The organism is Photobacterium sp. DNB23_23_1 (assembly GCF_052873815.1).
This window is the reverse complement of the sequence record NZ_JBNNXT010000026.1, coordinates 60,973-74,793: the sequence shown is the minus strand read 5'-3', so window position 1 is coordinate 74,793 and position 13,821 is coordinate 60,973. Positions and strand designations below refer to the sequence as shown.

The window sequence follows — 13,821 nt, the reverse complement described above, 5'->3', positions numbered from 1 at the left end:
CCATATTCGTCCTGCAGCTCAGCCAAGCGGTTGATAAGTCGCCCGACGTCTTCCTTATAGCGGGGGTCATCAATGGCATTGTTCATCTCGGATGGGTCAGCGTCCAAATCATAAAACTCCCACTGATCATCCGGATTGTAAAAATGGATTAATTTGAACCGTCCATCTGACACACCGTAATGGCGGGCGACATCATGAAACCCTGGGAACTCATAGTAATGATAATAAAGGGCATCACGCCAACCGCTATCACCTTGCTCAGTAAGCAATGGCAATAGCGATTTACCATGGACATCTTGCGGGGTTTGCAAACCAGCGAGCTGCATAAAGGTTGGAGCATAATCGATATTCTGTACCAACTCATCAACGACGGTGCCAGGTTTGATCACACCCGGTAATTGCATAAGAAGCGGGGTCGAGAAAGACTCCTCATACATAAAACGCTTGTCATAGAAACCATGCTCACCAAGGAAGAAGCCCTGATCGGAGGTATACACCACCAAGGTATTCTCACTTAGTCCGTTTTCTTCCAAGTAGTCGAGCACCTCACCAACACTTTCATCAACCGCCACAATAGTTGCGAGGTAGTCTTGCATGTAACGCTGGTACTTCCACTCTGCCATCTGTTTTTCAGACCAGTTAGCTTCATTGGCATTCATGTAATCATTACGGGCTTGGTAAGCCTTGTCCCACTCGGCTCGCTGCTCATCCGTTAACCTCGCAAGCAAATGCGGCCAAATATCTTCACGCCATTCTCCCTCACCTTCAGCCACGGTCATTTTAATGTCGTGGCCGTCCTGGGTATGGTTAACAATCGTCATCGATTGCTTGCTTGCAGCCTTCCGCCCTTCATAACTGTCATAGAAGTTATCTGGCATCGGAAACTCAACATGCTCAAACAGCTGGGTGTGGCGAGGAGCCGGCATCCAGTTACGATGTGGAGCCTTATGGTGCATAAGCAGAGCGAAAGGCTTCGATTTATCCCGCCCTTTGTCCAGCCAAGCTAAGGTTTTATCGGTGATCAAATCAGTGGTATAACCCATTTCCATGGTCACACCGTCAGCGGTGATAAAGTCAGGGTTGTAGTATTCACCTTGGTCATTAAGAATTTCCCAATGATCAAAGTTAAACCCGTTAGGGATACGATTGATATGCCACTTACCAATCATCGCCGTGGTATAGCCTGAATCCTGCAGCGCATTTGGCCAGTTAAACTGGGCACCATCGAAAATTTGGCCGTTATATGTAAAGCCATTTTCGTGGCCGAACTTACCAGTAAGCATTGCTGCTCGGCTTGGGCCACAAAGGGAATTAGTAACATAAGAGCGCTGGAATTGTGCGCCATTCGCAGCAATACGGTCGAGGTTCGGCGTTGGGGCAAGTTTTGATATAGGGTGACCATAAGCGCTCAGCGCCTGTACGGCATGGTCATCAGACATAATAAAGAGGATATTCGGTCGCTCAGGACTGGCACCTGTACCCTGCTCTGCCGCCACCGCAGAGTTAACTAACGGCAGGGTAAACATACCCGCCACCAAACTTGATAACAGCGCTTTATTCATAAAGATTTCCTTTGAAAAAGCCCGTCAATGACGGGCTAAAGAGTATTACTTTTCAACCAGTTCAAAACTTGCTTTCTGGACGTTATCTGAAGCGGTTCCGACAAAAACATCAAATGTGCCAGCTTCAACACCCCAGCTCATATCGGCGCGATAAAACGCAAGATCAGCCGGCGTCAACGTAAAGGAAATCGTTTTTGACTCTCCTTTATCGAAATGCACTTTCTGGAAACCTTTCAGCTCTTTAACCGGGCGGGTAATCGAACCAACATGTTGGCGGGTATATAGTTGAACCACTTCTTCACCGGCATAATCACCTTTATTGCTCACTACCACGGATACCGTTAACTCACCGTCAATAGAAAGTTCGTTACTGCTAAGCTGGATATCCCCATAGTCAAACTGGGCGTAGCTTAGACCATGACCAAACGCGTAAAGTGGCGTATTCGGTGAGTCATCATAACGGGACTTGTAATGCTCTTGGCGCTGATTCGGGTTATCCGCAAAGTAAGGACGTCCGGTATTTTTCTCGTTGTAGTAGATTGGCACCTGTCCGACAGAACGCGGGAAGGTCATAGGCAACTTTCCAGAAGGTGAATAATCACCAGACAAAACATCAGCGACGGCGATGCCCCCCATCGTACCTGGGTACCAAGCGTGTAAAATGGCATCGACATTCTCATCAGCCCAACGCAAATCATTTGGTCGCCCACTCATGACCACCAAGACCATTGGTTTACCCAGTTTTTTCAGCTCTTCCATCACTTGTTGCTGATTACCTGGTAGAGTCAATTCAGTGCGGCTTGAAGCTTCACCCGACATACGCTGCTCTTCACCCATCACCATCACGATGACATCCGATTTTTTCGCAGCACTGATCGCACGGTCCAGCTCTTTTTTCAACGATGAATCATCCGCAGTAATACGTGGAACACCGATACCTTGGAGGGCATCAATGTCCTCTTTTGTGGTGATATAGTCGTAGCTTGCACCTTTGGCGTAATTGATCTTAACGTTTTTACCAAAACGATGTTTAAAGCCATCCAATACAGTCACAGGGTGCGATTTGCGATCTCCCGCTGCAGCCCAATTACCAATCATGTCCGCCTTACTGTCAGCTAGCGGACCAATCAAGGCAATCGATTTAATTTCGTCATCTTTTAATGGTAAAGTCTGGTTGTCATTTTTAAGCAGCACGAAAGACTTACGTGCGACATCACGTGCCGCGTTTTGGTTCTCTACACTGAGGATTTCACGCTCGGCACGCGACACATCGTTGTAGCGGTATGGATCTTCGAACAGACCAAGGCGCCATTTCATCTCAAGGATCTGACGAACAGCAGTATCAACTTTCTCTTCTGACACTTTTCCTTCCGCCACCAACTCTTCGAGGTAATTGATATATAGCTGACCAACCATATCCATATCAGCACCGGCATTGAAGGCAATTTCTGCTGCATGCTTATCATCGCGCGCATAACCATGGGGAACTAATTCGTTGATAGCGGTATAGTCGGTCACGACAAAGCCTTCGAACCCCCACTGATCACGTAAAATATCAGTTAGCAGGCGTTTGCTCCCTGTGGCAGGGATACCGTTTAAATCATTAAATGATGTCATGAAGGTGGCGACACCGGCATCTACCATCGCTTTAAATGGAGGCATCTGCGTGGTCCAAAGCTCATGCTCCGAGACGTCAGTGGTGTGATAATCTCGTCCCCCTTGCGACAGACCATAACCGACAAAGTGCTTTGCCGTTGCCATGATGGTATCTTCTTGGCTTAAGTCATCGCCCTGGAAACCTTCAACACGGGCTACAGCCATAGCCGTTGATAAGAACGGGTCTTCACCAGCCGCTTCAGAAACACGCCCCCAACGAGGGTCACGAACCAAGTCAGCCATCGGTGCAAATGTCCACATAATGCCATCAGCAGAGGCTTCTTTTGCTGCAACACGAGCGCTAAGTTTGGCGGCATCTAAATCCCATGTCGCCGCTTCACCAATAGATTGAGGAAAAATGGTTTTATGGCCATGAATAATATCGTGACCGACAATCAGCGGGATACCTAGGCGCGTTTCTTCAACAGCGATACGCTGAAGATGTCGACCGAAGTCGGCACCGTAGGCATTAAAAATGGCACCAACCTGCCCATCCTTGATTTGTTGTTCATATGACTCATTGATGAATGGTCCAGTGGTATTGCGAAAACCACTTTGCAAATCAAGTTGGCCGACTTTCTCATGCAATGTCATATTACTGATCAAGCCACTAATGTAGGCGTCCATTTTCTCTTTATCATCTTGCCAATGTGCCGATGACGCAGACTCTGTGCGCTCAACATTTATCATGTCACTAAACATTGTTGAACTTGCCATTACATAACCACCCATTGTCATACTCAGCGCGAGCAAAGTCGGCTTTATCACTGTTTTCATACCATTCCCGAAAAATCTTCAAACCCATCTGGACATTTTGTCTTACAGCAAAATAGTCGCACCTGGGCAGCTAAAGCGCCGTATCGTTTCGAACAAGAAACCAAAAGGCCAATCAATAAAATCAACAAGTTAAAGAAGCGCAAATCAAATTTATATGTTTTAAAGCGCCACAATCAACCGTAAACAATACTACGGATACTAGTTTAGTCGAATCATTTCGACAACTATGTATTATCAAAAATGAGACCCAATACCCATTTACGATCTGAGTTAATGATTAGATAGTGAATAAGTAGATAGCAGGCGCGGAACAAGAGTGGCTTGTAGACAGCCTAGAGACGAAAAAGCCTGTTGATAGGACTCTCAACAGGCTTCATAAAAAATAAATTTCGCAATGGGGGGTTATTAGTATTCGTAATCATCAATTGATGGTTCGTAAGTCCCTAATTCCCAGTCGTAATTCTGTTGATTAATCTCATAATCGACCCAACCGATATTATACTGCTCTGCAAAATTAGGATTTATCCTGTCACAGGTGCCTTGGTAAAACAAACCGCTCAGGCCGACATCATACCCATCTTGATTGCAAAATGCCTCTAAACCAGTGACATACCCTTTCTTATAAGCCACAACATCCACTGATTCAAGCCGGGATGTCTCTATCATTTTGCTTCCACGCATGGCCAAATCATAACCAAACTGCTCCCATGTTTGGCCCTTATCAAGAGCGATGGTTGAAGAGCAGCCCGCAAGTACCAGCGCAACACTAACGACACTTAGCTTATTATTTATACCCATAATCGACTCCTTAATGATAAAGCCACAGTGAACATATGAAGAGCTCAATTCTATTGTTAACTTTACCCTAAAATATAAAATACGACTTTAAATAGAACTAATAATCAGCAATTAATACCAATCAATATATATAACATATACCATTATCACGACTTTATCATATGGAATGCAATGGATTGAGATTCGAATCGATAAAACATATATATTTATAAAACCATCTTATTTTCATTCTAAATATTATTTTTCAATTGAAATCTATCGAAACTAAAAATAAAGTTCGATACAACCAAAGTTAATAACCAAATAAAAACAACAAGATAAACCCACAACAGCTGCAACCCAATGAAATATAAACTATATAACCAATAGAAACCACTCACCTGATAATTATTATTTCTACGAAATTAACCACTTTATTCTGTGCGCTAGCTTAATATATTTACATAGATTTACCACAACCGAAGATAGAGACTGGCACACTGTCTTATTTTTAAGGTAATACCGCCATCCTCCCGCCACATTAATATTGAACACAGGCTTAACCAGCAACAAAAAACGGTAGCATATTGCTACCGTTTAAAATTACATTGAGAAATGATAGGCCTTTAACTATGGTTCTATCTGTGCAAAATCGCTTTTTATTTTAACGTCTTGCCTTCGCTCTTTAAGGTATGCAAGTACTGCCATTCGCTCAGGTTCACCATCCGTTGGTGTGGCACTGTAAAAGGTCGAAAAATACGCATCCATCAATTGGCAGCACTCCTCTTTCACATCAGGATCAGCACTTCCCCAAGCCCTAACAACCGCTTGATGGTTTCTCTGCTCCAATGCTGCTTGAAGGCAATTATCAGTCTTTGTGAAGCTGGCCGTGGCCTTTTTGACCCCATTAAGCTGCTTATGCGCCTTATATAAGCGGTAAAGGGTCAACAGCCATAACGCACCGACAGTCACTGTGGCATATCGCCAATAATATCCTTCACCTATTTCGTCTATCTTTGTTTGTTGAAGCGCTAATGTCTGGGTCTGGTTCGGTAATATATTCAATCCAAGCCCTTCAATAGATGCCATTGCGACATGCTCACTGCCGGTATCAAACCAAGGTATCGCAATGCCGGAAATTTCGAGTAGTCCCTCTGTTCTCGGAACAATAACCTGCCTAAGAGACATACTCATCCCGCCATCATAAGCCTCAAATTTAGGCTGCTCACTGTAAACATTGACACTGTCTGGGTACTCAACGGTCAACTCAGGAAACGAGTCAATACTGCTGCCATCAATCGACAGAGTAAGGATGCGAGTAATTGAATCACCGACTTGAAATGCCGATGCATCTGTTGACCATTGCTGCCCTAACGTCACTTTGTTGGAGGGTAACCATCGTCCCTTGTAGTTATCGGGAATAGGGCGACCTTCCAGTACGACGGTATTCGACCGGTTCCTCACCCGTCGTCGCTTGCCGTCTTCATCAACAGCTACGTGGGTTAACGAGGCACCATCCAATGTCAATCGACCCATTTTTCCTGTGGAGAGATAAAAGCGGTAAGTCGAAATCCTAAACTCATCATCACCAACGAAGTAATACTCATGATTTTGCCCTCCACGCCTGACAGTCACCCCCTCACCATTTGGTGGGTTAACCCTTGAGAAGTGCACATCAGCACGAGATTCCACCGTTAAGACATATTCCGCCTCGGTTTGAGGGTAGACAACATCTCGCTTCAGCTCAGCCGTGAGGTTTATCAAGTCATCTAATTCCGAGTGGCTTTTCAAATCTGAAGCCATGACTATAGGTGTAATAGCCAAGCTACATAGCAAGATTAATATTCTTCTAATCATATTTCACTACCACTCAATCTCAGTTTGTTCTAAAGGTTGTTTCTGCTCTGCCTGCAGCAGTAGTAAGTTTCTCAGCAATAAGGTGCGATCATCCTGGATCTGTGTCAGGCGGTTTAGTACTGGGTTCATATCACCAAGCTCACTTAACTGGTGGCGTATCGCCTCCATGTCATCTTCCGTCGGTGTGCCGAAATCAATATCTATGTCGCCAGCCGTAAATTTATCCGCATCATATTCCCCAGATTCGCCAAACTGCTGCTGAGGTGGTTGAGGCTCCCCTCCTCCTTCATCCGAGAACTGAGGCTGATCTGAGTTTCCATCATCGGAGTGACTGCTTCCAGTCTGTTCACTTACACCCTTTTGTTCCGGATCATTCTCGGTGTCGGGATCAGACTCTAGGTTATCTTGCCCACCGTCCTGCTCATCATAGCCATTGTCTTCCCTGTCCTTATCACCATCACCCTCACCGTTTTCCTGCTCATCGGCGTTACCATCATCACCCGCTTCGCCTTGCTGCTCCTGGTTTTCAAGCGCCTGAAGCTCTTGCGCCAATAACGCTTCTTCAACCAAATTAAGGTTTAGCCGTGCTCCCTTGTGAGTGGGATTACGCTCAATCACTTCTCGGTATTTTTGGCCTGCATCTTCCAATTGTCCTAATTTTGCCAATGCGTTACCGTGGTTATAATCACTGCTGCCATCTGTCACTTGTGAAAACGCTTCAACAGCACCTTGGTAGTCTCCAGCTTCATACAACGCTACGCCTTGCCATGCGGGATCACGAAAGGCATAAGCAGCATCAATATAGCGTTGTTGCTGGTAGTAGCTGTAGCCCTGACGATCGGCATTTTTCCAGAGTTGGCTGGGCTCTGCCGCTTCCGTTTGCGAGACAGGCAGTAACAACACGAGTCCAAGCGAATAGACAACACCGCGACGAAACGCAAATAGCAACATGCCCATCAATGGCCACAGTAGCCAATAACCATCATTAATGAACTGAGCCGATAGACTGTCTGATTGCTCACGTAATTCACCGATACTGCGTAGTTTCTGTAAAAACGACTGCAGCTGCTCAATATCATCTTGCGAGTGCTGATAGGTAACGGCGATCCCGCCTGTTTTATTTGCCAATACGCTGAGACGCTCGGGCACAAGGCGAGATACCACAGGCTGTCCATCCACACCTAAATAAGGTTTACCGTCCTCACGGTATATGGTTGCCCCTTGGGGGGTACTGATGGCATAAGTCGAGAGGGAGTAATGCGTATCAACAAGCAAGTCCTCGATAGCCAAACTCTCTGCTTCACTGATCCCCGATGTCACTAGCAGAATATCACCGTAAGCAAACTGGGTTTGGCCTAATAGCCTGATCGCCTCCTTCACGCCAGCGGCGGCATTTTTACCTTCGGTTGGCATAACCTCTGGGGACAAATGCTCTATATGAGCCAAAACGGTATGATTGTCATGGGTTAAAGGGCTGATGGTATAGCCTTCATTCGAATAGGCGACTAAACCGGTATACCCTTCATCGAGTAGCTTGATTAAATCTGTCGTTTTGTAAAATGCCTGTTGGAAGCGATTCGGCGAGATATCCGTGGCACTCATTGCCTTAGACATGTCCATCACCACAATCCGCGCTCGCTCAAGCTCAGAATGCGGCCTGTCTTGTTCACGCCAGTGCGGCCCCGCCAGTGCCACCATGGCAAGTAGCCAAGCCAATATCAGCCATAAACGTATTTGGTTTCGCGATATTGTTTTTTTCTGTAGATGAGGGGCAATCAAGCCCTGTTGCTGTCGACGGTAATCTACCCAGTAAATGGCAGGTGCTACCAACAAACCCAACAACCAAACGGGAGAAAAAAAACTAACCATACTGCCTCCGGTGAGCAGTCAATAGCGCAATAAAGGCCAACACGATAAATAGAGGATATTGAAACAAGTCATACCGTGGTTGCCAGGTTTGCTCAGCATCAGAAATGGGCTCTAATGCATCGATCAACGAATACACCTTGCCAAGTTCATCACGGTTACGCGCCCTGAAATATTGCCCACCGGTTAGCTCAGCAATATCTGTTAACAATGCTTCATCCAAATCCCAAGCGGGATTGGTTTCATACAAATCACCAAAGGCGTTTTCTACCATCATCGATTCAGCACCGAGGCCAATACTGTAGATGGTGACGTTGCTTTCTTTAGCAAGCTGTGCTGCTGCCATCGGCTCTACTGCCCCTATCGTATTGCTGCCGTCACTCAGTAAAATCATAACTCGCTGGGGTGCTTCACTATCAATAAAGCTCTTGGTCGCGATCGCTACCCCTTCTCCAATCGCTGTCATATAGCCCACGAGTCCCAGTACCAATTGGTTGATCTGCTGCTCAAGGTTGTGAATATCCAATGTCAGTGGCGTATGCAAATAACCATGGTCGGCAAACAAGACCAAACCCAGCCGATCTCCTTCACGGCGACGGACAAAATCCACCAGCACGCTTTTCATTGCCGTCATTCGGCTGATAGGCTCACCATCGCCATCATTCATGTCTTCGATATCCATTGATCCTGAAAGATCAACGACGAGCATGACGTCCCGGTGTTCCATCGGAACACTAATAGGCTCACCAAGCCAAACCGGTCTCGCCAAGGCTATGACCATGAACAGCCAAGCTAGAATAAGCAGCACTATTGGCAATTTATTGGAATGAACACTCTCGTTCAGCTCATCAGGGAGACGTCCGAGCTGAAGCAAGGTACTTGGCTTTTCTTCAGCCATGAAACGACGAACAAACCAAGGGAGAGGTAAAAGCAACAATAAGGCGACATAATCAAACGCTAACATTTTCCCTCCAGCTGAGATTGCATAATCCATGTTCGGCATGCAGTGACACAGGCATCCCAATCGTTAGGGTCAATAGGCTGACCACGGTACAGGCCTGCAGACCATTGAGCTTGAAGTGGCAAAAAATGGGGGGTCGCGGTTTGTCTATCCAACCATTTAAGCCATGCGTCACCGGTCAGCCCTGCAATGTGATCTCGTGGGAAATAGGTTAGCGCCACTTGCCTTAACAAGCGGTCCAGTGCCGGAAGATTTGGCTCCATCTCCAACGTATCAAGCAGCATTAGCGCTTTTCGCCGCAGTCTTCCTTTGCGGTAGCGATATACCGACCAGAGCAGAACAAGGGCAACAATACCGCCAAGTAAAAACCACGCCGCTAAAGGTAGCGGCCACCAGCTGGGTTCGACTAGCAGATCGAGTGGTGCCAAATTTAATGCGCTATCCACGTAACCCTCCAAGCTGATCCAGTAGCGGCTTACCAGCCGAAACGTGATATACCGGAGACTGAAGTTGATTGGAAAGTACCTTCAAGCGTTGCTGATGACGCTCAAAGTCATGACGGAGTGTGGACAAGGTTGAGTGACGTCCGAAACTCACCTGTAATGAGCGACGGTGATCGCCTAACCAAAAACGACCTCGGTACGCCGTTTCCCCCTGCTCTATTGGATCAAACACATGAAGAAGCCTTAAGTGATTGTGCTGCGACAGCTGTTTCAAGCGTTTTTCAGCACAGTCAGACAACTGATTAAAATCGCTGATAACAATGAGATCGCTACCTTTCGGGCATAGACGATGCAACTGGCTCATTGCCGTTAAAAAGGTGTCGCTGCTTTGGTTGTTACCCGTTTCGAGTGTTTGCTCATGAACACGTTTTATCGCGTTGATAATTTGCAGCGGCCCTTGCTGACGCGCAGTTGGTGAGCAATCGACAACTTGCTCCCCGCCAATCACAACAGCACCGACGCGATCTTTTTGGGCGGCGGTTAGCCAGCAAATTAAACTGGCAATATGAGCCGCTTGAACCGATTTATAGAGTAGCTTGGTACCGTATTGCATCGTCGGCGATAAATCGACAGCTACCATTACCGGGCATTCTCTTTCTTCGGTGTAGAGTTTGGTATGCGGCTTCCCTGTTCTTGCCGTTATGCGCCAGTCTATTGATCTGACATCATCCCCTTTTTGATAGGGGCGAACCTCAGCAAAGTCCATCCCCCGACCTTTTCCCGTACTATCGTGGTGGCCACTTAAATAGGACCAGATACTGCGAGCAGGAGGCAGCCAGCGCACTGACTGTTTTTGATAGTGCAACAGCTCTGCCAGCGACAAATGAATACCATCACTATGAGCAGGTAGGATCATGCGCTGGTTACCCATGTCAGTAGTTTATTAATAATAAAATTGTTATCGATCCCCTCGGCCTGAGCTTCATAACTGCGCAATAGTCTATGGCGTAAAACCGGGTATGCCATGGTCATTACATCATCAGGGGTAACGAAATCACGCCCAGCTAACCATGCATGTGCACGAGCACAGCGATCCAACGCCAACGTCGCACGTGGGCTGACTCCCATCTGCAACCAACTTGCCAGTTGGTCGTCGTACCTTTCTGGGGTACGTGTCGCCATCACCAAGCGGATAATGTACTGCTCAATTTCTTCAGCCATATAAAGCTCAAGCACTTGGTGGCGCGCAGTGAAAATATCCTGTTGTGATAAATGTACAGAGTCTTCACTTTTCACCCCCAAAGCTTCACCACGATTCAGGCGCAAAATCGCCAACTCGCTTTCACTGTTGGGATATTCGACTTGAAGTTGTAACAAAAAGCGGTCGAGTTGCGCTTCAGGAAGCGGGTATGTCCCTTCCTGCTCAATTGGGTTTTGGGTTGCCATGACCAAAAACAAATCGGGCAATGAATAGGTTTGCTTACCGACCGTTATTTGCTTCTCTGCCATCGCCTCCAGCATCGCTGACTGTACTTTGGCCGGAGCACGGTTAATTTCATCGGCCAGCACTAACGAATGGAAAATAGGGCCTTCCTGAAAATCAAAGCTCCCCGTTTCAGGTCGGTAGATATCGGTGCCGGTTAAATCAGCTGGCAGCAAATCAGGGGTAAACTGCATACGCTGGAAACTGCCTTCAATACAATCAGCAAGCACTTTTACCGCACGAGTCTTTGCCAGCCCTGGAGGGCCTTCCACTAAGATGTGACCGTCCGCCAATAAAGCAATCAGCAGCTGTTTTACCAAATCAGGCTGACCGATAACCTGAGACTGAAGATAACGATTTAGGGACTGAAAAGTCTCTGTGAGTGAATGTTCTGGCATGGAAAACCTCTTGGCAGTCTCGAAGTCGAAACGTTTATATTGCTTCCGGCAAGAATATCAATTATTGTGTGACGTGTAGTGAGTAAAAGCAGATTCTGTGAAAGTAATCTCACTATTACCTTCCCTTCAAAGCCAGGTTTACATGAGGCTATCAAGCGTAAAAATGCCCATCCGCTATGGACTTATCATAAATTTGAATCACCAAACTAAAAAAAGTAAAATATAGTTTCAATTATAAAGCGTAATTATTCTTCTAGCAGGTACCGCGTGACATATCTAGACTGGGCCATGCTCGCCCTATACTTTGCTTTTATTGTCAAAGTGACTCAGGCATTTCGGCATAAAGCGACCAACGCCAACGGTTTTATCAGCGGTGGGGGAGCAATGACCTGGTGGATGGCAGGCGCTACAGCATTCATGACCCAATTTTCCGCCTGGACCTTTACTGGCGCTGCGGCGAAAGCGTATGGCGATGGGCTCAGTGTCATGTTCGTGTTCTGGGGAAATGCTCTCGGTTTCTTTATCTCAGCGCTTTACTTTGCCAAACGCTATCGCCGTTTGCGTGTTGCTACCGCGATGGATGTGATCAAACTGCGATTCGATAAATCCTCAGAGCAGATTTTCACCTGGTTGAGTTTTCCCATAACGCTGATCGGGGCCGGTATTTGGCTTAACGGACTAGGGGCATTTTTGTCTGCAACGTTCGGGATTAGCATTGATATGACTATCATCGGCATTAGTCTTCTGGTCACCTTCATTGCCATTTCCGGTGGAGTGTGGACAGTCTCTGCGACGAATGTGATTCAGCTAGTACTGCTCATTGCTATTACTATGGTCGTTGGTTTCAACGCAGCAAAGGAAGTTGCAGTATTACCTGTGGAGTCTTTGTCCCACACCATTATGGGTGAAGGCATAGCGATCTGGCAGATATTTGTATTGTGGATCGGCGCCATGCTACTGAGCCAAACCCTCAATACCAACAACGCCCTTAGCAGCTACCGCTTTCTAATCACCAGTAACGAAAAGGAGGCGACCCGTGCCGCAACCTTGGCTGGTGTCCTGTTCTTATTCGCTCCTCTGCTATGGTTTTCGCCACCTTGGTTCGTTGCCTCATTGGATATTAACCTGATTGACAGTTATCCAAATCTAGGGGCCGGTGCTGATAATGCGGCTTACCTCTATTACATCGATCACTATATGCCAAGTGGTTTACTCGGCCTTGTCATAGTGGCCATGCTGGCGGCTACCGTATCACCTATGACAACAGCGCTTAACCGCAATGCGGGCATTGTGGTAAATAACATCTATCTTTCTCTTATCAACCCAAAAGGAACGGACCGGCAACAAATGCTACTGGGCAAATGGGCAACGTTGTTAACTGGCGTTATGGCTTGTGCCGTGGCACTTTTCTTTTCCCGGCTAGAAGGTTACAGCCTGTTCGATATCATGATGCTATTCACTGCCATGATACAAATGCCGTTGTCGATGCCATCATTTCTAGCCTTGCTTAACCTTCGCACTCCGGGTTGGTCTGGTTGGGCAACAGTATTGGTTGGCCTTATTGTTTCCGTTATTGTCCATTTTAGCTTTAACGTTGAATGGTTTGCCGGTCTATTCGACTATACATTGACGGGTCGTGAACAGGTTGATTTGAAGATTGCAGCGACCTTTATCTCCCACGTTTTCTTTACTGGTGGATTCTTTATGCTGACGCCTTGGCTATCAAGAACGAAGCAAGACACACAAGAAATTCGCCAACGCCTAGCTACTCCAATGAGCAAAGAGGAGCAAAGCCCTATTGATCACACCAACGGGATCTTCATGGGCCGTGCCTTAACATTGCTTGGCGTACTAGTTAGCTTGATTGCTATTTCTACCGATACATGGCGGGATGCCGCGATTTTTATAGGGATCGGAGGAATGATCCTGGCATGTGGCTTTACACTGGCTTATAAATCAAGCCGGCTACATAGGCTCGCTACGTCGCTGTAGGAAAAGACGGTCAGTCATCAAAATACTCAGGCTGGAATGACCCACCGAC

The 13,821-nt window shown here is 46.7% G+C and carries 10 protein-coding genes; 1 reads left to right on the top strand and 9 read right to left on the bottom strand.

Annotation, left to right across the window (positions count from 1 at the left end; genetic code table 11):
• The 9 genes from ACVA53_RS16200 to ACVA53_RS16160 all read right to left on the bottom strand — a co-directional run.
• The coding region (locus ACVA53_RS16200; RefSeq protein WP_446505659.1) for a sulfatase family protein at window positions 1-1,562 on the bottom strand (1,562 nt) is incomplete at its 3' end.
• Window positions 1,563-1,607: 45 nt separating this feature from the next.
• Complete coding sequence (gene bglX / locus ACVA53_RS16195) at window positions 1,608-3,995, bottom strand: beta-glucosidase BglX (RefSeq protein WP_446505658.1); 2,388 nt, start codon at window positions 3,993-3,995, stop codon at window positions 1,608-1,610.
• A gap of 405 nt (window positions 3,996-4,400) precedes the next feature.
• Window positions 4,401-4,793, bottom strand: coding sequence for a DUF2799 domain-containing protein (locus ACVA53_RS16190; RefSeq protein ID WP_446505657.1), 393 nt, complete (start codon window positions 4,791-4,793; stop codon window positions 4,401-4,403).
• Between the two features lie 609 nt (window positions 4,794-5,402).
• Entirely contained in the window at window positions 5,403-6,629 is a 1,227-nt protein-coding gene (locus tag ACVA53_RS16185; RefSeq protein ID WP_446505656.1) for a hypothetical protein, read from the bottom strand.
• Between the two features lie 6 nt (window positions 6,630-6,635).
• Window positions 6,636-8,498 carry a VWA domain-containing protein gene (locus ACVA53_RS16180; protein WP_446505655.1) on the bottom strand — a complete coding sequence of 621 codons (1,863 nt, stop codon included), beginning with the start codon at window positions 8,496-8,498 and terminating at the stop codon, window positions 6,636-6,638.
• Window positions 8,491-9,459: a VWA domain-containing protein gene (locus tag ACVA53_RS16175; protein ID WP_446505654.1), complete on the bottom strand. Its 969-nt coding sequence runs from the start codon at window positions 9,457-9,459 to the stop codon at window positions 8,491-8,493. Before ACVA53_RS16175 ends, ACVA53_RS16180 begins: the two co-directional genes overlap by 8 nt.
• Window positions 9,453-9,902, bottom strand: coding sequence for a DUF4381 domain-containing protein (locus ACVA53_RS16170; RefSeq protein ID WP_446505653.1), 450 nt, complete (start codon window positions 9,900-9,902; stop codon window positions 9,453-9,455). The genes ACVA53_RS16175 and ACVA53_RS16170 overlap by 7 nt, the downstream gene beginning before the upstream one ends.
• On the bottom strand, window positions 9,895-10,815 hold the full coding sequence (locus ACVA53_RS16165) for a DUF58 domain-containing protein (protein WP_446505652.1): 921 nt from the start codon (window positions 10,813-10,815) through the stop codon (window positions 9,895-9,897). The genes ACVA53_RS16170 and ACVA53_RS16165 overlap by 8 nt, the downstream gene beginning before the upstream one ends.
• The gene (locus ACVA53_RS16160; protein ID WP_446505651.1) at window positions 10,812-11,780 is read right to left on the bottom strand and encodes an AAA family ATPase; all 969 of its coding nucleotides are present in this window, start codon (window positions 11,778-11,780) and stop codon (window positions 10,812-10,814) included. Before ACVA53_RS16160 ends, ACVA53_RS16165 begins: the two co-directional genes overlap by 4 nt.
• Window positions 11,781-12,047: 267 nt before the next feature.
• Here ACVA53_RS16160 and ACVA53_RS16155 point away from each other — a divergent pair, with 267 nt between their 5' ends.
• Window positions 12,048-13,772, top strand: a complete 1,725-nt coding sequence (locus tag ACVA53_RS16155; RefSeq protein ID WP_446505650.1) for a sodium:solute symporter family transporter — start codon at window positions 12,048-12,050, stop codon at window positions 13,770-13,772.
• Window positions 13,773-13,821: the final 49 nt, after the last annotated feature.